Raw genomic sequence first — 18,092 nt, 5'->3', positions numbered from 1 at the left:
TCTCGGGCCGGTACGGATGCGGGGATGTGACGTGCGGGCGAGGGCGGCGGCGAGGTGAGCGGCATCGGGGGCGGGCAGGCGAGGCCGGCCGGGCTCGGAGCCGCCGGGACCCGTTTCCGGCACCCGGCGCGGCTCGTCGTCGCCGGCTTCGCGGTGGCCGCGGCGGTGGGCGCGGCGCTGCTGTCCCTGCCGGCGGCCGCGGAGTCCGGCGAGCGCACGGACGTGGTCGACGCGGTGTTCACCGCGACCTCGGCGGTGTGCCTGACCGGCCTGGTCACCGTGGACACCGGGAGCCACTGGTCCGCGTTCGGCGAGGTCGTCGTCCTGCTGCTCATGCAGGCCGGCGGTCTGGGGATCATGACGCTGGCCGCGCTGTTCGCGGTGCTGGTCTCCGGCCGGCTGAGGCTGCGGGCGCAACTGGTCGCGCAGACCGAGAGCCGGCACCTGGGCATGGACGACCTGCGCCGGATGGTGCCGGGCATCATCCGGTTCGGCCTGGTGTGCGAGGCGGCGGTGGCCGCCGTCCTGACGGCGGTGTTCCTCACCCGGTACGACCGCCCGCCGGGAACCGCCCTCTACCAGGGCGTCTTCCACGGGGTCTCGGCGTTCAACAACGCCGGGTTCTCGACCCACCGCGACAGCCTGGCGTCCTACGCGGGCGACCCGTGGGTGTGCCTGCCGGTCGCGGCGGCGGCCGTCGTCGGCGGGCTGGGCTTCCCCGTGGTCTTCGAACTGGTCCGGTCGTGGCGCAGGCCCGGCGACTGGTCGGTGCTGACCCGCATCACGGTGGTGCTCACCGTGCTGCTGCTGGCGCTGGGCACCCTGGTGATCACCGCGGCCGAGTACACCAACCCCGGGACGCTGGGGCGGCTGGGGGAGGGGGAGAAGTGGCTGGCGGGGTTCTTCGCCTCCGCCGCCGCCCGCAGCGTCGGCTTCAACACCGTCGACGTCTCGGCCATGGGCTCCGAGAGCCTGCTGGCCACCGACGTCCTGATGTTCATCGGCGGGGGCAGCGCGGGGACGGCGGGCGGGATCAAGGTCACCACGCTCGGCCTGCTGGCGTTCGTGGTCTGGGCGGAGATGCGCGGCGACCCCGGCGCCCGGGTGGGGAACCGGCGGGTGCCGGAGGGCAACCAGCGGCAGGCGCTGGCCATCGTGCTGCTCGGCGCGGGAGCGGTGGTGGTGTCCACGTTCGCCGTGCTGGCCATGACCGACTTCAGCCTGGACCGGGTGCTGTTCGAGGTGATCTCCGCCTTCGCCACGGTGGGCCTGTCCACGGGGATCACCGCCGAGCTCCCCGCGGCGGCGAAGGTGCTCCTGACCGTGCTGATGTTCGCGGGCAGGCTCGGCCCGCTGACCCTGGCGACCGCCCTGGCCCTGCGCGAACGCGCCCGCCGCTACGACCTGCCCGAGGAGAGGATCATCGTTGGCTGACCGCAGCAACGAACCCGTCGTCGTGATCGGCCTGGCCCGGTTCGGCAGCGCGCTGGCGCTGGAACTGACCGAGCGCGGCGTCGACGTGCTCGCCATCGACAGCAACCCCAGGACCGTCCAGGACCTGTCCGGGCGGCTCGCCCACGTCGTCACCGCCGACGCCACGGACATCGAGGCGCTGCGGCAGCTCGGCGTGCCGGACTTCTCCCGCGCGGTGGTCGCCATCGGCACCAACATGGAGGCCAGCATCCTGACCACCTCGCTCCTGGCCGAGCTGGAGGTCGCGGACATCTGGGCCAAGGCGGTCAGCCGCCGGCACGGCCGCATCCTGGAGCGGATCGGGGCCCGCCACGTGGTCTACCCCGAGTACGACATGGGGGAGCGGGTGGCCCATCTGGTCTCCGGCCACATGCAGGACTACGTCGAGCTGGACGAGGCCCACGCCATCGCGAAGGTCGGCCCGCCCGGGGAGCTGGTCGGCGTCCCCCTCGGCGAGGCCGGGATGCCCGCCCGGTACGGCGTCGACGTGATCGCGGTCAAGCCCGCGGAGGGCGGCTTCGAGCCCGCCGGGCCCGGCACCGTCCTGGCCCCGGGGGACGCCATCCTCGTCCTGGGGCGCATCAGCAGGGTGGAGCGCTTCGCGGACGCCGTCTGACGGGCCGCCCCCGGCGGGCGGGGGCGGGCCCGCCGGGGGGCGTCCGCGGGCCCGCGCGGTTCACCCGATGCGGACCGCCGCCCCCGTCACCCGCACGCGCGGGTCGTCCGCGCTCAGCCCCACCTCCAGCAGGCCGGGGCGGCCCATGTCGTGCCCCTGGTGGAGGGTGAGCCGCGCCGGCGCGGCGGCCAGGCACAGGGCGCGGAGGTAGCCGCCGAACGCCGCCGCTGCCGCCCCCGTGGCGGGGTCCTCCACGATCCCGCCGACCGGGAACGGGTCGCGGACGTGGAAGACGGTGTCCGATTCCCGCCACACCAGCTGGAGGGTGGTCAGGTCCAGGCGGAGCATGAACGCCTTCAGCCGCTCGAAGTCGTAGTCCAGCGCGGCCAGCCGCTCCCGGGAGGCGGCGGCGAGCACCAGGTGCCGGGCGCCGGCGAAGGCGATCCGCGGCGGCAGGGCCGGGTCCAGTTCGCCGTGCCGCCAGCCGAGCGCGGCCAGGGCCTCGGCCACGTCCCCGCCGTCGGCCTCCTCCACGTGCGGCTCGACGCTGGTGAGGGTGGCGCGCAGGTCGCCGGTGACGGTGACGGGGACGGTGCCGGCCCGGGTGGCGAAGACCAGCTCGCCCGGTCCGATCCGCTCGGCGAGCGCGACGGCGCTCGCCACCGTGGCGTGCCCGCAGAAGGGCACCTCGGCCAGCGGGCTGAAGTACCGGATGCCGAAGCCGCGTCCCGGCGCGGCTTCGAGGCCGGGGGGCGGCGGGGTGAGGAAGGCGGTCTCCGAGTAGCCGACGCGGGCGGCGATCGCGAGCATCTCCGCGTCGTCCAGCGCGCCCGCGTCCGGCACGACCCCGGCCGGGTTGCCGCCGCCGGGGTCGGACGAGAAGGCCGTGTAGCGCAGTACCTCGGGGGCGTCCCCCGTGCTGTCCGTGGTCATGCCCGGTGAACTCCGCGCCGGCCGGCGGGTATTCCGGGAGGGCCTCCCCCGTGCCCGGGCGGGCCCGCGTCACCTTCCGGCCACGGAAGCGTCGCGCACCGGCCAACAACCTGCTTCCGGGACGCCGCCCCGGGCCGCTGCAATCGTGTACATGACGCATACGCCGAGCGCCACCGCCGAACTCAGAGCCGCCGCACGCCACCTGAACCGCCGGCGGTTCCTCACCGTCTCCGGGGCCGCCGCCGCCCTGGCCCTCGGTACCAACCTGCCGTCCGCCGCCCACGCCGCCCCCTCCCTCGACCCGCGCCGGATCGCCGAGGACCCCTTCACCCTGGGCGTCGCCTCCGGGGACCCGCGCCCGGACTCCGTGGTGCTGTGGACCCGCCTCGCCCCCCGGCCCTACGAACCGGACAGCGGGATGCCGGCCCGCCCGGTCGCCGTCCGGTGGGAGGTGGCGCACGACGCGCGCTTCCGCCGCACCGTCGCCCGCGGCGGGGCCATCGCGTACCCCGAGTTCCACCACTCCGTGCACGTCGACGTCCGCGGCCTGGAGCCCGGCCGCGACTACCACTACCGCTTCCACGTCGGCCGCTGGACCAGCCCGGCCGGCCGCACCCGCACCGCTCCCGCCGCCCACGCCTCGCCCGCCGCACTCCGCTTCGGCCTGCTGTCCTGCCAGGCGTACCACGACGGCTACTACACGGCCCTGGGCCACCTCGCCCGCGAGGAGGACCTCGACGCCGTCTTCCACCTCGGCGACTACCTGTACGAGTACGCCGTCTCCGCCGCGGGCGGCAGCCGCGACTACACCGACCGCACCCTGCCGGACCTGTTCAACCGGGAGACGGTGACGCTGGAGGACTACCGGCTGCGGTACTCCCTGTACAAGACCGACGCCGACCTCGCCGCCGCCCACGCCGCCCACCCGTGGATCGTCACCTGGGACGACCACGAGACGGAGAACAACTACGCCAACGGCGTCCCCGAGAACGGCGTCCCGCCGGAGGAGTTCCTCATCCGCCGCGCCGCCGCCTACCGCGCCTACTACGAGAACATGCCGCTGCGCCGCCCCCAGCGCCCCCAGGGGCCCGACCTGCGGCTCTACCGGCGGCTGCACTACGGGAACCTGGCGCAGTTCGACGTCCTCGACACCCGCCAGTACCGTGACAACCAGGCCAACGGCGACGGCTGGAAGGTCCCCACCCCCGAGTCCGAGGATCCGGCGCGCACCATGCTCGGCGCCACCCAGGAGCGCTGGCTGGTCGACGGCTGGCGGCGGTCGCGGGCGCTGTGGAACGTCGTCCCGCAGCAGGTCGTCTTCTCCCGCCGCCGCAACCGGGTCGAGGGCCCCTGGCCGCTGTCGATGGACGCCTGGGACGGCTACCCCGGCTCCCGCGAGCGGGTGCTGGCGGGCGCCGACGCGGCGGGCGTGGAGAACCTCGTGGTCCTCACCGGGGACGTCCACGTCCACTACGGGTTCGACATCAAGCGCGACTTCGACGACCCCGGCTCCCGCACCGCCGGTGTGGAGATCGTCACCACCTCCGTCACCAGCGGCAGGGACGGCGCGGCGAAGCCCGCCAACTGGCAGACGCTGATGACCGCCAACCCGCACCTGAGGTACTACAACGGGCAGCGCGGATACGTCGTGCTGGGGCTGGACCGGGAGAAGCTGCGGGCCGACTACCGCACGGTCCCGGCGGTCACCACCCCGGGCGCGCCGATCGCCACCGCGGCGTCCTTCGTCTCGCCGGCGGGCGAGCCGGGGCTGGTGCCGGCCTGAGGGGCGTCCCGCCCGGCGAAACGCGGTGGGCCGGGGTCCGGAAACCTGGGATGATTGGACGGTTCCCGTCGATTCATCTGGAGAGGTGCATGTCCGACCCCGGCCCGTCCCCGGCCGCCGAAGCCCGCATACCCGAAACCACACCCGGACCGCACAGACCCGGCCCCGCCGCCGGACCCGGCGGCGAGGCGCGGCCCGCCGGCGGCGCCCGCGCCGGCCTGCTGATCACCCTCATCCTCGGCAGCCTCACCGCGCTCCCCGCGCTGTCGATGGACATGTACCTCCCGGCGCTGCCCGACATCGGCGCCGCGTACGGCAGCCCCGCCGCGCAGGTGCAGCTCACCCTCACGGCCTGCCTGCTGGGCCTGGCCGTCGGGCAGGTCGTCGCCGGCCCGATGAGCGACCAGTTCGGCCGCCGCCGCCCGCTGCTGATCGGCATGGCGGGGTACGTCCTGGCCAGCGTCGCCTGCGCGCTGGCCCCCGGGGTGCAGTCCCTGACCGTCTTCCGGCTCGCCCAGGGCCTGGCCGGGGCGGCGGCGATCGTGATCGCCCGCGCGGTCGTCCGCGACATGTTCGACGGGCTGGCCATGGCCCGTTTCTTCTCCACCCTGATGCTGATCTCCGGCCTCGCCCCGATCCTGGCGCCGGTCTTCGGCGGCCAGGTGCTGCGGTTCACCGACTGGCGCGGCGTCTTCCTGGTCCTGGCGGCCTTCGGCCTGGTCACCACCCTGGTCACCGCGCGCTGCCTGCCGGAGACCCTGGAGCCCGGCAAGCGGCACAGCGGCGGCGTCCCCGACGCGCTGCGCACCATGCGCGGGCTCTTCGCCGACCGGGTGTTCACCGGATACCTGCTGGTGGGGAGCTTCGCCTTCGCGGCGCTGTTCGCGTACGTGTCCGCCTCGTCGTTCGTCGTCCAGGAGATCTACGGGGCCTCGCCGCAGACGTTCAGCCTGCTGTTCATGGTCAACTCCATCGGGCTGGTGGCCTTCGGCCAGGTCAACGGCAAGCTCCTGGTGGGGCGGGTCTCCCTGGACCGGGTCATCGCCGCCGGTCTCGCCGTGATCCTGCTGTCGGCCGTCGCGCTGCTGCTGATGACCTCCGGCGTGTTCGGGCGGGTCGGGCTGGTGCCCGTCTCCGCCGCGCTGTTCGTGCTGATGTCGGCCATGGCCCTGGTGCTTCCCAACGCCAGCTCCCAGGGGCTGATGCGCGCCTCGCACGCGGCCGGCTCGGCCTCCGCGCTGCTGGGCGCCTCCCAGTTCCTCGTCGGCTCCCTCGCCCCTCCGCTGGTGGGCGTCGCGGGCGAGGACACGGCCGTCCCCATGGCGGTGACGCAGCTCGGCGCGGTGCTCCTGGCGATCGTGAGCTTCGCCGTTTTCTGCCGCCCCGGCCGGCGGCGCGGGCGCACGCGGATGTGAGGGGCGGGCCCGCCCGGGATCGCGCGGAACGGGACGCGACCCCGGGCGGTGCGTCTCACCGCTCGTGCGGTACCACCGGGCGGGTCACGGGGACCACGGCGACGAGGTCGTCCAGTCCCCTGAAGTCGTCCGGATTCGTGGTGAACAGCGGCAGCTCTTCGGCGATCGCGGTGGAGGCGATCATCAGGTCGGCCACGCGGCGTCTGGGCTTGCGGCCCGCGGAGACCACGGCGGCGCAGACCCGCCCGTAGGCGCGGGCGGCTTCCGCGCCGAAGGGGATCGGGTCGAACTCGTGCTCCGTGCGCTGGAGGACGTCGAGTCTCCTGGCCCGCTCGGCGTGCTCGTCGTAGTCGTCCTGTTCCTCGTTCCTGCGGACCTCGTGGGGGCCCGCGGACAGTTCCGCCAGGGTGACGGCGCTGATCGCCACCTCGGCGGGCAGCTCCCCGGGGTCCACCCACCTGCGCAGGATCACGATGTTCGTGTCGATCAGCCCCTGCCGGTACTCAGCGGGCATAGGGGTCGCCCGCTTCCTGGTCGGCCGCGTGCTCCTGGTCCGCGCGGAAGGACTCCAGGGAGATGCCGGGGGCGGTGCGCGACATCGCCGCGAATTCGCCGCGGGGGACGAATCGCCTGCGCCGCCGCAGAGGGACCAGCTCACCGATCTCGTGGCCGTCGCGGGTGACGGTGAAGGACTGCCCGGCCTGAACGGCATCCATGATCTCTTTGGACCGGCTGCGCAGGTCGCGCTGGGTGATTTCGGGCTGTGCGGTCATATCGCTCACGATACGCCGCATGTGCCGCCTTGTGCTACCGGGTGGCACAGGGTGTTTCGGTGCGTGGTTCCGGGTGCGGCCACCGGGGTCGGGGCTTCGCCGTCTTCTGCCGCCCCGGCCGGCGGCGCGGGTCCTCCCCGTCCCGCCGCGCCGGGTGACGTCCGGTCAGAGCGCCGCGAGCGCGGCGCGGCGGCGGCGCGCGGCCTCGGCCAGGACGGGCCGGTGGGCGGCGAGCCGCCGGGCGCGGCCGGCGGTGAGGACGCCGACCGGTTCGCCGCCGCGGTGGTAGGAGACCTCCAGGTGCCGCCCGGGGACGTCGTACTCGACGGTCCGTACCTCGTCGGCGAGGTGCGGGAGCCCCAGTGAGCGGATGCGGACGCCGTACAGGTCGGACCAGAACGACGGCACGGTGACGGGGGGTTCGGGCGGCTCGCCGGCCCCGGCCGGGTGGAGCAGGGCGCGGGCGGCGAGGGCGGAGTGCTCCACCGCCGCGCTCCAGTGCCCGAGGTGGAGCGTGCCGTCGGCCAGGGGGTGCGGGCGGCGGGAGACGTCGCCGGCGGCGACGACGTCCGGCACGACCGTGCCGTCCTCGGCGAGGACGCGGCCGTGTTCGTCGCAGACGACCGCGCCGCCGTCCAGGAGGAGGCCGCTGCCGCGCAGCCAGGCGGTGTGCGGGACGGCGCCCAGGGCGAGCAGGACGACGGTGGCCGGGACGTGGGTGCCGTCGTCCAGGTCGGCCCCGGTGACCCGGTCGGTTCCGGTGAAGGACCGGACGGTGGTGCCGGTGCGCAGGTCGACGCCGGCCTCCCGGTGCAGCCGGGCGACGAATTCCCCGGCGACGGCCCCGGCGGAGCGCGCCAGGGGGAGCTCCCCGGCCTCGACGAGGGTGGTGGGGACCCCCAGTTCCGCGGCGGTGGCGGCGACCTCGGAGCCGAGGAACCCGGCGCCGACGACGAGCAGCCGGGCGCCGTCGGCGGTGAGGTCCCGGCGCAGGGCGCGGGCGTCGTCGAGGGTGCGCAGGGTGCGGACGCCGTCGGGGACGGGCGCGGGCCAGGGGCGGGCCGCCGCGCCGGTGGCGATGACGAGGCCGTCCCAGTGCAGGCGGTCGCCGTCGGCGAGGACGAGTTCGCGGTCGGCCGGCCGCAGCGCGGCGGCGGGGACGCCGGTGCGCAGCTCGGCGCCGAGGTCGCCGGAGGGCGACAGGGCGATGTCGTCGAACTCCCGGGTTCCGGCGAGGACTTGCTTGGACAGCGGCGGGCGGTCGTAGGGGGCGTGGGGTTCGTCGCCCACCAGGGTCAGCCGGCCGTCGAAGCCCTGGTCGCGCAGGGCCCTGGCGGTTCTGGTACCCGCCAGGGACGCGCCGACCACGACGATGTGACGCGGGCTCATGCGGCGGCCCCGTCGGCGTGGCGGGTGTCCTGGAGGGTGATCGCCTGCACGGGGCAGGCGGCGGCGGCCTCCCGGACGGCGGCGAGGACGTCGGCGTGCCCGGGGCCCTCGGGGACGTCCGGCTGGACGACGAGGGTGTCCTCCTCGTCGAAGGAGAAGTGGTCGGGGGCGGCGAAGACGCACTGGCCGTGGCTCTCGCAGCGGTTCATGTCGACGTGGATGCGCATGGATCACTCCTGGTGGGTGGTGGTGCGGGACGGGCGTCAGGCGGCGCTGCGGGAGCCGGCCGCGGCCACGGGAGGGTTGAAGCGGGAGGCGGCGGGCGGGCTCCAGCCGGCGGGCAGGGTGCCGGGGAGTTCGGCGACGCCGGTGACGGTGAACTCGACCATGCGGCCGGTGCCGCCGGACGCGGCGGCGTCGGCGTCCCAGACGATCTCGGCGGTGCCGGTGAGGTGGAGGGTGGTGCCCGTTCCGTAGTCCGGGACCACCAGGCCCGCCCTGGGGTTGACGAAGAGGTTCCCGAGGGTCAGGAACATCGCGTTGCCGATGTAGTCCGGCCAGCGGAGCCGGGTGGGCGACAGGACCTGGAGGAAGCCCGGGTTGCCGCCGCGGTGGGAGGCGTCGGCGCGGCCGTGTTCGTCGGCGGTGGCGATGAAGAAGGTGTCGGCACCGGCGAGGAAGCGCTGCTGGCCGGGGTCGAGCCGGTCGCTCCGGCGGGCCGGGGGCCGTGCCGGCGGCGGCCCGGCGTCCGCCTCCGGCGGGGTGCGCTTCTGGATGTACTTGGGGCAGTTGGCCACCACCTGGTCGAGGTCGACCAGGAGGCCGCCGCCGTGCGGACGCGCGGTGCCGTTCATCCGCATGCGCCGCCGGGTGGCGGCCTCGATGGCGAGCATCCCCAGGTGGACCGGCCCCTCCAGGACGGGCGCCAGGGGGTCCTCCGGGGCCGGGCGGGCCGCCACGGACAGGCTGCGCTCGTTTGGGGCGCGGAGGAACCCCACGGGTCCGGTGAGCACGGTGGCCCAGAGGTCCCCGCGGTCGTCGGCGGCCCCGACGACCAGCAGGCGCTGCTGGGTGAGGAAGGCGGCCGCGACGGGAGGCACGGTGTCGCGGATCGCGCGTCCGGAGACGTCGGCCTCCTCCTGGAGACCGGCGCGTCGCTGGACCTCGCGCTCGCCGTGGTGGTAGGGGCCGGTCACGGTGGTCGCTCCTTGGGACGCGGTGCGGTGGGGTGGGCGGGGACCGGGTGGCCGCCGGTCGGGGAGTGGTCGGGACGGCCACCCGGCCGTACGGGGATCAGAAGAAGCCGCAGGTGGGAGCGGCGGCGACGGGGGCGGGGGCGGTGTCGGCGCCGGAGGGGGCGTAGATCTCCAGGCGGATGCCGTCGGGGTCGGTGAAGAAGATGCCGCCGGAGGAGGCGCCCTCGCCGTGGGGGACGACCCCGTCGTACTTGAACTCGGCGCCCAGGCTGCGCAGCACCTCCTCGGCAGCGCGGACCTCCTCGATGGTGTCCACCTGGAAGGACAGGTGGTGGAGGCCGGCGAGGCCGGGGGCGTACCCGCCCTCGCTCTGCTGCCACAGGGTCACCATGAGGCGGCCCTCGCGGCCGAGGAAGGCGTAGGCGCGGCCGGGCTCGCGGCCCTCCGCCTGGATCTCGAAGCCGAAGACCTTCCGGTAGAAGTCCAGCGATCGGTCCAGGTCGGTGACGTTCAGGCCGATGTGGCCGGTCTGCAGAGCGGTGGGGACCGTGGAAGCGGACATGACGCATTACCTCCAGCACGGTGTTCGGGACCACCCCGAACTAACCTTCGTCGGAGACTTTAGTGGTTAGAAACAGAGAGGGTCAACTTCCTATTCGGCGATAGCCGGTTAGAGTGGGGTGACGACAGCCGAAGGAAGGAGCTCACATGGGTGCCGGCACGGGAGACGCCAGTCCTCCGTCCACGGCGACCGGTGCCGACCCCAGGCCGCTCCGGGACGAGCCGCTCAGCCTGGACCTGCTCAACACCCGCTGGATCGACGGCGGGATCCGGCACGACCTGCTGGCCGACCTCGACGGGTTCGCCCTGTGGCTGGCCGGCCACGGCCTGCTGGAGCGGACCGGCGGCGCCACCCCCGCCGCCCTGGCCGCCGTCCTGGAGGCCCGCGAGGCACTGGGAGCCGTCGTCGCCGCCCCCGGCGACGAACGCGCCCGGCAGCGGCTCAACGCCGTCCTGGCCCGCGGACGCGTCCTGCGCAGCCTCGGCCCGGAAGGGCCCGCGGAGCGCGTCGAGCCCGACGATCCCGCCTGGCTGGCGGCCTGGCTGGCCGCCGACGACTACCTGCGCCTGGTGGCCGCGGCCCCGGACCGCATCCGGGCCTGCGCCAACGACGAGTGCATCCTGCACTTCTACGACGTCTCCAGGAACGGCACCCGCCGCTGGTGCTCCATGTCCGGCTGCGGGAACCGCGCCAAGGCGTCGCGGCACTACGCCCGCACCCGCCGGCACCGGGCCCCGAAGAGCACGGACGACAGGGGGTAGGCCGTCCTCCGGGGCCGGCCGCCCCGGAGGACGGCCGAGCGGCCGGTACCGGAACACCGTCCGGCACCGGCCGCTGAAACGCCCGGGCCCGGCCCGGGCTCCGGTCACATCCAGGCGGGGAGCGGGGGAAGCCCACCCCGGGTGCACCGCAGCCCGTCCCCGGACCCGCGGCCCGCCAGCCAGGCCGCCAGGGCGTGGGCCGGGCCGGTCACCCGCACCGGGTCCCCGGGGCCCGCCCCCGTGGTGAACAGCTCCCCGGTTCCGGTCACGTGCAACGCCAGGGGCGGGCAGTCCCGGCGGCCGGACCAGGAGGCCGACAGGGAGGCCACCAGGAACCGCGCGTCCTCCTCGGACCAGTCGGCCGGGGCGTGGCCGGCCGCCAGGTCCACGTGGTGGAGCAGCACCTCGCGCAGCCGGTGCCCCAGCAGCCCGCGGGCGGGCAGCCTGTCGCCGTTGCGCAGGACGACCTCGGTCGACCACGCGCCGTCCCCCAGCAGCCGGGCGTGCCGGACGAACTCCTCACCGGACCGGTCCAGGTCCGCCAAGTGCGTGGCGAGGGGCCGGTGCGCGTCCCGCTCGATCTCGGCCTCCCGCACGCCCTCCCCGGCGTACATCGGGCGGGGGATGCCGGTCTCCGCCCAGGTGAGGAGGTTGCGCAGGCCGTCGGCGTTGCGGGCCACATGGGCGCAGACGTGGCCGCGGGTCCACCCCGGCAGCGCCGAGGCCGCGGCCAGGCCCGCGTCGCCGAGGGAGGCCACCGTGGCCCGCAGGTCCTCCTGGGCGGCGGCGATGCGTGCGAGGAGTGCGTCGACGTCGGTCGGCGCGGTGGTTTCCATGGTCCCTCCGTGGTTCGACAGCTGTCCGGGGCCGCGGCCCGGCTCACTCGGCGCGGGCCGCCATCGGGGGCCGCTCCCGCTGGAAGTCGGCGGTCCCGGTGCGCTCGCGCAGTTCGGCCCGGCGCACCTTCCCCGACGCGGTGCGCGGCAGCCGGTCCGTGAAGGTGATGAGGTGGACCTGCTTCTGCGGGGGCAGCTCCCTGTCGAGGTGGCCGAAGACGTCCTCCGCCGTGGACCGGTCGCCGGAGTGGGGGGCGGCCGGGACGACGAACGCCTTGGCCACCCACTGCCCGATCGGGTGGGGGTGCGGCACGACGGCCGCGTCGGCCACTGCGGGGTGGGACAGCAGGACGCGCTCCAGCTCCAGCGGGGAGATGCGGTGGTCGAAGGACTTGAACATGTCGTCGGCCCGGCCGACGTAGCGGAAGCTCCCGTCGGCCCCGCCCACCACCAGGTCGCCGGTGTGGTAGAGGCCGCCGGCGAAGGCCGCCGCCGTGCGCCGCTCGTCGCCCGCGTACCCGGCCATCACGCCGACGGGCCGGTCCGCCAGGTCGATGCAGAGCTCACCGGTCTCTCCCGGCGGCAGCGGCGCGCCCGTCTCCGGGTGGACGACGACGGCCCGGTAGCCGGGCATCGGCCAGCCCATGCGGCCGGGCACCACCCGGCGGCCGGGCGGGGTGCCGAGCTGCCCGGTGGTCTCGGTCTGGCCGTAACCGTCCCGGATCTCGATTCCCCAGGCGTCCCGGACGGTGTGGAAGACCTCCGGGTCCAGCGGCTCGCCGGCGCTGGTGGCCTCGCGCAGCACGGGCGGGCGCTGCCCGATGCCGTGCCGCACGAGCGCGCGCCACACGCTGGGCGGCGCGCAGAACGAGGTCACCCCGCGGGTGCGCAGCACTTCCGCGATGTGCTCGGGGCCGCTGCGCTCGGCTGCCGGCGCGACGATCTGCGCCTCGGCGTTCCAGGGGACGAAGAAGGAACTCCAGGCGTGCTTCGCCCAGCCGGGGGCCGAGATGTTGAGGTGGACGTCGCCGGGCCGAAGACCGTTCCAGTACATGCCGGAGAGGTGGCCCACGGGGTAGCTCAGGTGGGTGTGGACGACCATCTTCGGCAGCGATGTCGTACCCGAGGTGAAGTAGCAGAACAGCGGGTCGTCGGCGGCGGTGGCGGCGTCCGGCCGGAAGTCGGCCGGCGCGGACCGGGAGTGCCGGTGGTCGGTCCAGCCGGCGGGCTCGCCGCCCACCGCGATCCTGGACCACTCGCCGGGCAGGCCGTCGAAACGGGGGGCCAGGGCGGCCTCGGCCACGACGTGCCGGACGCCGGCGCGGGCGATGCGGTCGGCGAGCTCGGCCGGGGAGGCCGTGACGTAGGTGGGCACCACCACCGCACCGAGCTTGATCGAGGCCAGCAGCGTCTCCCACAGGGCGGGCCGGTTGTCCAGGACGACCAGCACCGGGTCGCCGCGGCGCACGCCCTGGTCGCGCAGCCAACAGGCCACCTGGTCCGAGCGCCGGGACAGATCCGCGAAGGACAGCTCCGTGTCGCCCTCCGCGCCGACCACCCGCAGGGCGGTGCGGTGGTTGCCGCGGGCCATCGGGTCGAACCAGTCGAGCGCCCAGTTGAAGGTGTCCGGCCGGGGCCAGGAGAACTCCCGGCGGGCGGCCTCCAGATCCTCCCGGTGCCGCAGGAGGGTGTCGCGGGCCTGCTTGAAGAGCAGCCCCGCCGGGCCGAACGTCATGCCCCCTCCCCTCCGGCCGGGGCGCCCGAGGCGGCGCCGACGAGTGCCCGTCCGGTGGGCCGGGGCTCCTCCGGTCCGCCGGACAGCAGGTCCGCGGCGATGGCGTCGGCGTCCCGGTAGAACAGGGTCCGCATCCCCGGGCGGCTGCTGCCGACCTGGGTGAACCAGCGGGTGTGCTCGGTGGGGATGCCCAGCGCGTACAGGTCGGTGCGGACCCGGCCGGCGGCGTCCACGACGTGGAACGGGGCGCGGGTGACGGCCAGGCCGCCGGTCTCGAACCGCTCGCCGTGGACGGGATCCTCCACCACGTACTCCGAGATCAGGCCGTCGTCCAGCAGCCCGCGGATGAGGGGGGAGGTGTCGCGGTGCAGGTTCGGGGTGGGAATGCGGGCGTCGATCAGCACTCGGACCGTCCGCGCCGAGCCCGCCACCTGCGGTGAGGCGACGCGGAAGCCGCCCGTCCCCTCGTCCGTGGTGTAGGAGGTGGCCGGGCCGGCGACCTCGACGATCCCGGCCTCGATGAGGGCCAGCAGCTGGCGGACTCGGTACCGGGGCGGTCCGGCCGACAGCAGGGAGTTGACGGGCAGGTAGCGGCGGAGGAAGGCGTCCCGGTGGGAGGAAGGACGCAGCCCCCCGTAGTCGACCGCCTCCCGGACCACGTTGCGGATGTCGCGCAGGACGTCCAGGGCGGCCTTGAGCGGGCCCTCGCTGTTGCCCAGGTCGGCCTCGGCCAGGTCCCGGCGCATGATCTCCAGGAGCTCGGCGCGGAAGGTCTGCGGGTCGGGGAAGTGCCGGTCGCCGAAGGGGCGGGCCAGGCGCTGGAGGTCGAGGGGAGGGATGTCCTCGAGGCCGGCCTCGCGCAGCAGTCCGGCCGGATCGCCGCCGGAGAGCAGTACGGCCGAGTGACGCTCGGCGAACCTCTCGCCCGCCTCCTTCCCGTCCCGGGCGGTGACGTGCGCCGTCCAGTAGACGTGGTCGAGTTCCTGCAGGAGCAGAGGCAGTACGTCCTCGTCGAAGTCCAGGCGGGCGCTGCCGGTGTCCGCCATGCGCCGCTTGCGGGCCTGCTCGACGGCGTGGGGGGTGAGGAAGAGCGCGCGGTGGCTGAAGTGAGGCTCCTTCTGGTTCCTGCCGCGGGCCGGGATCGGCAGCCCGCTGCGGGAGCCGGCCACGATGCGCGGTTCGCGGCCGCTGGGCTCGTAGCGCATGGAGCCGTCGGACAGGGTGGTGAAGGCGCCGCCGCGGCCGAGGGTGAGGGCGACCATCACGTCGTAGAAGGACAGGCCCATGCCCAGGATGCCGACGGCCGTGCCGGGCGGGATGGTGTCGGCGTCCAGGGCGAGGTCCGCGGCGGAGTCGCCGCACAGGTAGTGGACCCCGGGCCGGCCCGCCGCGAAGTCGAGCATCTCGCGCTCGAAGCCGTCGGGCCGGTTGCGGGGGTGGCCCGTGGTCAGGACGACCTTGTCGGCGAAGAGCGGGACCGGGTCGCTCTCGCACAGGAGGTCGTAGCCTCCGCCCGGCCGCGGCCGCAGCCGGACGACCCGGTCGCGCACCGGGACCAGTTCGGCCTCCTCGGGCAGGTGCTCGGCGATCGTGCGGTAGACCGAGCGCAGGTACTGCCCGTAGCGCAGCCGGGAGGCGTAGTCGTTCGGCCCCAGGAGTTCCTCGCCGTGGGTGCGGGAGCGCTCGGCTATCCACTGGCCCAGGCTGGGGCCGGCGCCGGGCCGGGCGGGGCCGTCGTCGGGCTCCCCGGAGTACATGGTCACCTGGCCGACGACGGTGTTCATGGTGAACCAGTCCTGTTGGTCGGTGCGCCACACGCGGCCCGCGCCGACCTCGACCGCGTCGATGGCGTAGACGCGCAGTCTCCGGCGTGGCGCGGGCTCCTCCCGCAGCCGGACGGCGAGCCGCTCCAGCACGGACAGTCCGCGCGGGCCGGTGCCGATCACGGCTATGGCGAGTGGCTGCGGATCAGTCGGCAGTCCGGTCACTGTTCCTCACTTCGCTTCCTGTCGGGTCCGGCCCGCGGCCGGCAGGGGTTCCGGTGACACCGCAGGGTCCAGGGCCTCGCGGTCGAAGGTTTTCTGAACGTGCGAGAGCATCGCGAGCAGTTCATCGGCGCCGACGGACGCCGCCGTGCCGCCGGGCGCGCTCCGGACGGGCATCCGGCCGGCGGAGGACCAGCGCAGCCGGCCCCGGGAGTCGATGTGGCTGCGAGCGCGCTGGGCGTTGTCGGCGTGGAGGCAGTAGGGGATGTCGAGGTATCCCCTGGCGAACGCCGCCGGGATCGCGCGGTCGATGTCGCCGTGGAGTTCCAGGACGGCCTCCACCAGGTCCCGGGCCTCGGCGTGGATCTCCTCCGCCTCGCCCTCGTCGGGGTGGTCGGCCGGGGTGGCGGTCGCGGTGCGGGCCGCCTCGGAGGCCGTCTCCAGGGCGTGGATGTTGTCCTCGACGGTGGGGATGCGGTGGGCTTCGGCGACCGTCTTGACGATGAGCCGTTCCGTGCCGGTGAGCGCGGCCAGGCGTGCGCTCTCGCGCAGTAGGGCCAGGGCTCCGGGGACGGTGCGCGGGAAGACGCCCATGTAGGTGTAGAGCACCACGTGCCAGTCGGTGTCTCCCAGGTACTCCCCGGCCAGCCGCCGCAGTGCGGCCAGGGCCGCCACGTCCTGGGGGAAGCTGGTCTGCTGGGCGTAGCTGAGCGAGATGCTGCGCAGGCCGTGCCGCCGGAAGAAGATGCCCTCCAGGACGGACAGGGCCACCAGGAGGCTCGGCGGGCACAGCTGCCCGAGCATGCAGCCGCCGAAGCTCTCCAGATGGGCCCCGGGCACCCGTTCGGCCAGGAGCTCGCAGCTACGGGCCCAGGCGTCGACGGCCTCGGCCAGCGGGGTGCGGCTGTAGGGCAGGCAGTAGGAGACCGGTCCGCCCTCCGTGGCGTCGAGTCCGGCGTCGACCAGGGCCTGGACGATGCCCAGGGGGAGGGGGGAGCCGTGGCGTACCTGGATGGCGAAGTCCCCGGCGCCGGCGGCGGCGATCATCCGACGGGTCGTTCGGCCGCCGTGGGCGACGATGGGGAAGCCGTTGAGCTCCTCGCCGTTCCGCAAGGCGCGTGCGGCGGAGGCGTGGTCACCGACCCGGGTGTAGCTGTCCAGGGTGATGGTGCCCACCGTGCGGGCGGGGGTGTCGTGGACGGCCCTGAGCCCGGCTCCCATCTGGGCCACGGTCGGGAACCCCATGCGCGGCTGGACGACCAGCTCCCCGTCCGAGCGTGCCGCGGCCACGGCGGCGGCGAACGAGCCGGTGGGGGCGGTGCGCCCGAGGGAGGCGCTCACAGGGCCGGAACCGCGGAACCGGCTCCGCGCAGGGCTCGCGTGCCGGGGGCCGCGAGGTAGCGGCGGAACTCGCCTATGCCTGTGGAGTCCTCGAAGACCGCGTCGAAGCCGGCCTCGATCAGGGCCCGGGTGTGGCCGCCGTCCTCGGCTCCGCGGGTGCCGAGTTTGCCTCCGATGACGACGGGCAGGCCGGCCAGGTCGGGTTCGGCGCGCAGCCGGGCGATGAGGCGGCGACCGTCGAGGTACCCGTGCCCGTTGACGCTGCTGATCACCACCATGTCGGGGCGGTGGCGCCGGCACTCGGCCACCAGGAGGTCGTCCGGGACGCAGGCTCCGATGTTGATGACGGTATGGCCGTACTCCTCGATCAGCAGCTGGAGGAAGACCAGGTTCCAGGTGTGGGAGTCGGAGGAAACGCTGGAGACCAGCACCCGGCGGGGGCCGGTGGTGTCGGGGAGCGGATCCGGTGTGATGACCGCGGGGGCGGCAGCGGACATGGTGTGCGTATCTCCGGTGGAGTGGTGTGAGGGGCTTGGGTGTGGTGGGCGGTGCGGAACGGGAGCCGGGCCCCGGAACCGGCTCCGGGACGGAGTGCCCGGTTCCGGGGCCGCATGGGTCAGGCCTGCGCGACGGCCGGTTCGCCGACGGGCCGGATGGGACGGTCGGGAGTGCGCGCGGCCGCGGGACGCGTCCGGATGGCCAGCACGGTGCAGCCCTGGCGGCTGGACATCTGGTGCTTGGTGCCCGGGGCCTCGACGACGAGGTCCCCCTTGTTGTAGGAGGTGCCGTCGCTGTGGTCGAGGACGCCGTCGAGGACGAGCATCAGCTCGTAGCCCAGGTGCTCGTGGAAGTCGCCGTGGGCGCCGGGCGGGAAACGCAGGAGCAGGCCGACGGAGTCCTCGCCCTTCTCCTCGTCGGGGGCCCACAGGACGTGGTGCTCGACTCCGACCCGGCCGGGCTCCTTCCAGGGCACCCACGAGAGGTCGGTGAGCTCGAAGCCGCTGCGGAACACATTCGGAATGAATTCGATGTCGGACATCTCTTCCTCTGGGTCGAAAGCAGGACGCGAGCCCTCGGAAATGCTCGGGGAGAAGGGGCTCAATGCCTGCGGGAAAACCTTCGGGCACGAGATTATCCAGGTGGCTGCGCCTTATACGGCGAGATTTTGATGGCCGGTATCGGGGTTTCCGATGGCTCCTTTGCCGATATCCCGGGGGGAGGGGGCGGGGAAAGACCGGGGTCCCTTCCGGAGACGCGAAACCGCCCGCCCCCGGCGCCGTGGGCGGGCAGTTTC

The 18,092-nt window shown here is 74.5% G+C and carries 18 protein-coding genes; 5 read left to right on the top strand and 13 right to left on the bottom strand.

Going from position 1 to position 18,092, the window contains the following annotated elements:
* The first annotated feature begins 54 nt into the window (after positions 1 to 54).
* A complete protein-coding gene (locus ABD358_RS04290) occupies positions 55 to 1,434 on the top strand; it encodes a TrkH family potassium uptake protein (protein ID WP_344629476.1) in 1,380 nt (459 codons plus the stop codon).
* Positions 1,427 to 2,089 carry a potassium channel family protein gene (locus tag ABD358_RS04285; protein ID WP_344629475.1) on the top strand — a complete coding sequence of 221 codons (663 nt, stop codon included), beginning with the start codon at positions 1,427 to 1,429 and terminating at the stop codon, positions 2,087 to 2,089. The genes ABD358_RS04290 and ABD358_RS04285 overlap by 8 nt, the downstream gene beginning before the upstream one ends.
* A 60-nt stretch (positions 2,090 to 2,149) precedes the next feature.
* Here the strand turns inward: ABD358_RS04285 and ABD358_RS04280 are convergent, their stop codons facing one another.
* On the bottom strand, positions 2,150 to 3,022 hold the full coding sequence (locus ABD358_RS04280) for a PhzF family phenazine biosynthesis protein (protein WP_344629474.1): 873 nt from the start codon (positions 3,020 to 3,022) through the stop codon (positions 2,150 to 2,152).
* A gap of 151 nt (positions 3,023 to 3,173) precedes the next feature.
* On the opposite strand from ABD358_RS04280, the gene ABD358_RS04275 reads away from it, so the two are divergent.
* Together ABD358_RS04275 and ABD358_RS04270 are read left to right on the top strand one after the other, a co-directional pair.
* Positions 3,174 to 4,805, top strand: a complete 1,632-nt coding sequence (locus ABD358_RS04275; protein ID WP_344629473.1) for an alkaline phosphatase D family protein — start codon at positions 3,174 to 3,176, stop codon at positions 4,803 to 4,805.
* Between the two features lie 89 nt (positions 4,806 to 4,894).
* Positions 4,895 to 6,220 carry a multidrug effflux MFS transporter gene (locus ABD358_RS04270; RefSeq protein WP_344629472.1) on the top strand — a complete coding sequence of 442 codons (1,326 nt, stop codon included), beginning with the start codon at positions 4,895 to 4,897 and terminating at the stop codon, positions 6,218 to 6,220.
* 55 nt (positions 6,221 to 6,275) lie between these two features.
* On the opposite strand, the gene ABD358_RS04265 is transcribed toward ABD358_RS04270, so the two are convergent.
* The 6 genes from ABD358_RS04265 to ABD358_RS04240 all read right to left on the bottom strand — a co-directional run bounded on the left by ABD358_RS04265 (position 6,276) and on the right by ABD358_RS04240 (position 10,140).
* Positions 6,276 to 6,734, bottom strand: a complete 459-nt coding sequence (locus ABD358_RS04265; protein ID WP_344629471.1) for a type II toxin-antitoxin system VapC family toxin — start codon at positions 6,732 to 6,734, stop codon at positions 6,276 to 6,278.
* Complete coding sequence (locus ABD358_RS04260; protein ID WP_344629470.1) at positions 6,724 to 6,993, bottom strand: type II toxin-antitoxin system prevent-host-death family antitoxin; 270 nt, start codon at positions 6,991 to 6,993, stop codon at positions 6,724 to 6,726. The genes ABD358_RS04265 and ABD358_RS04260 overlap by 11 nt, the downstream gene beginning before the upstream one ends.
* A gap of 165 nt (positions 6,994 to 7,158) precedes the next feature.
* Positions 7,159 to 8,382 carry an NAD(P)/FAD-dependent oxidoreductase gene (locus ABD358_RS04255; protein ID WP_344629469.1) on the bottom strand — a complete coding sequence of 408 codons (1,224 nt, stop codon included), beginning with the start codon at positions 8,380 to 8,382 and terminating at the stop codon, positions 7,159 to 7,161.
* Positions 8,379 to 8,609: a ferredoxin gene (locus tag ABD358_RS04250; protein ID WP_344629468.1), complete on the bottom strand. Its 231-nt coding sequence runs from the start codon at positions 8,607 to 8,609 to the stop codon at positions 8,379 to 8,381. Before ABD358_RS04250 ends, ABD358_RS04255 begins: the two co-directional genes overlap by 4 nt.
* Before the next feature lie 36 nt (positions 8,610 to 8,645).
* Positions 8,646 to 9,578 (bottom strand): pyridoxamine 5'-phosphate oxidase family protein, encoded by a 933-nt coding sequence (locus tag ABD358_RS04245; protein ID WP_344629467.1) that lies wholly within the window; start codon positions 9,576 to 9,578, stop codon positions 8,646 to 8,648.
* 97 nt (positions 9,579 to 9,675) lie between these two features.
* Complete coding sequence (locus ABD358_RS04240) at positions 9,676 to 10,140, bottom strand: VOC family protein (protein WP_344629466.1); 465 nt, start codon at positions 10,138 to 10,140, stop codon at positions 9,676 to 9,678.
* A 146-nt stretch (positions 10,141 to 10,286) separates the two neighbouring features.
* On the opposite strand from ABD358_RS04240, the gene ABD358_RS04235 reads away from it, so the two are divergent.
* Positions 10,287 to 10,901, top strand: a complete 615-nt coding sequence (locus ABD358_RS04235) for a CGNR zinc finger domain-containing protein (protein ID WP_344629465.1) — start codon at positions 10,287 to 10,289, stop codon at positions 10,899 to 10,901.
* Positions 10,902 to 11,005: 104 nt separating this feature from the next.
* Here ABD358_RS04235 and ABD358_RS04230 read toward each other — a convergent pair whose 3' ends face one another.
* The 6 genes from ABD358_RS04230 to ABD358_RS04205 all read right to left on the bottom strand — a co-directional run bounded on the left by ABD358_RS04230 (position 11,006) and on the right by ABD358_RS04205 (position 17,837).
* Positions 11,006 to 11,737 (bottom strand): maleylpyruvate isomerase family mycothiol-dependent enzyme, encoded by a 732-nt coding sequence (locus ABD358_RS04230; RefSeq protein WP_344629464.1) that lies wholly within the window; start codon positions 11,735 to 11,737, stop codon positions 11,006 to 11,008.
* A 43-nt stretch (positions 11,738 to 11,780) separates the two neighbouring features.
* Positions 11,781 to 13,472, bottom strand: a complete 1,692-nt coding sequence (locus ABD358_RS04225; protein ID WP_344629463.1) for an AMP-binding protein — start codon at positions 13,470 to 13,472, stop codon at positions 11,781 to 11,783.
* Positions 13,469 to 15,460, bottom strand: coding sequence for an FAD/NAD(P)-binding protein (locus tag ABD358_RS04220; RefSeq protein ID WP_344629462.1), 1,992 nt, complete (start codon positions 15,458 to 15,460; stop codon positions 13,469 to 13,471). The genes ABD358_RS04225 and ABD358_RS04220 overlap by 4 nt, the downstream gene beginning before the upstream one ends.
* Positions 15,461 to 15,466: 6 nt before the next feature.
* Positions 15,467 to 16,798, bottom strand: a complete 1,332-nt coding sequence (locus tag ABD358_RS04215) for a methylaspartate mutase (RefSeq protein WP_344629461.1) — start codon at positions 16,796 to 16,798, stop codon at positions 15,467 to 15,469.
* Positions 16,795 to 17,295 (bottom strand): cobalamin B12-binding domain-containing protein, encoded by a 501-nt coding sequence (locus ABD358_RS04210; RefSeq protein WP_344629460.1) that lies wholly within the window; start codon positions 17,293 to 17,295, stop codon positions 16,795 to 16,797. Before ABD358_RS04210 ends, ABD358_RS04215 begins: the two co-directional genes overlap by 4 nt.
* Positions 17,296 to 17,414: 119 nt before the next feature.
* Positions 17,415 to 17,837 carry a cupin domain-containing protein gene (locus ABD358_RS04205; RefSeq protein ID WP_344629459.1) on the bottom strand — a complete coding sequence of 141 codons (423 nt, stop codon included), beginning with the start codon at positions 17,835 to 17,837 and terminating at the stop codon, positions 17,415 to 17,417.
* Positions 17,838 to 18,092: the final 255 nt, after the last annotated feature.

Origin of the sequence: Streptomyces glaucosporus, from assembly GCF_039533345.1 — a bacterium.
GTDB lineage: Bacteria > Actinomycetota > Actinomycetes > Streptomycetales > Streptomycetaceae > Streptomyces > Streptomyces glaucosporus.
The sequence above is the reverse complement of the archived record's forward strand: the minus strand, read 5'-3'. Positions and strand labels throughout refer to the sequence as shown.

Coding starts and splice junctions, on each gene's coding strand:
- ABD358_RS04280 (WP_344629474.1), bottom strand. CDS start 3,022: ATGACCACGGACAGCACGGGGGACGCCCCCGAGGTACTGCGCTACACG.
- ABD358_RS04275 (WP_344629473.1), top strand. CDS start 3,174: ATGACGCATACGCCGAGCGCCACCGCCGAACTCAGAGCCGCCGCACGC.
- ABD358_RS04270 (WP_344629472.1), top strand. CDS start 4,895: ATGTCCGACCCCGGCCCGTCCCCGGCCGCCGAAGCCCGCATACCCGAA.
- ABD358_RS04265 (WP_344629471.1), bottom strand. CDS start 6,734: ATGCCCGCTGAGTACCGGCAGGGGCTGATCGACACGAACATCGTGATC.
- ABD358_RS04260 (WP_344629470.1), bottom strand. CDS start 6,993: ATGACCGCACAGCCCGAAATCACCCAGCGCGACCTGCGCAGCCGGTCC.
- ABD358_RS04255 (WP_344629469.1), bottom strand. CDS start 8,382: ATGAGCCCGCGTCACATCGTCGTGGTCGGCGCGTCCCTGGCGGGTACC.
- ABD358_RS04250 (WP_344629468.1), bottom strand. CDS start 8,609: ATGCGCATCCACGTCGACATGAACCGCTGCGAGAGCCACGGCCAGTGC.
- ABD358_RS04240 (WP_344629466.1), bottom strand. CDS start 10,140: ATGTCCGCTTCCACGGTCCCCACCGCTCTGCAGACCGGCCACATCGGC.
- ABD358_RS04235 (WP_344629465.1), top strand. CDS start 10,287: ATGGGTGCCGGCACGGGAGACGCCAGTCCTCCGTCCACGGCGACCGGT.
- ABD358_RS04230 (WP_344629464.1), bottom strand. CDS start 11,737: ATGGAAACCACCGCGCCGACCGACGTCGACGCACTCCTCGCACGCATC.
- ABD358_RS04225 (WP_344629463.1), bottom strand. CDS start 13,472: ATGACGTTCGGCCCGGCGGGGCTGCTCTTCAAGCAGGCCCGCGACACC.
- ABD358_RS04210 (WP_344629460.1), bottom strand. CDS start 17,295: ATGTCCGCTGCCGCCCCCGCGGTCATCACACCGGATCCGCTCCCCGAC.
- ABD358_RS04205 (WP_344629459.1), bottom strand. CDS start 17,837: ATGTCCGACATCGAATTCATTCCGAATGTGTTCCGCAGCGGCTTCGAG.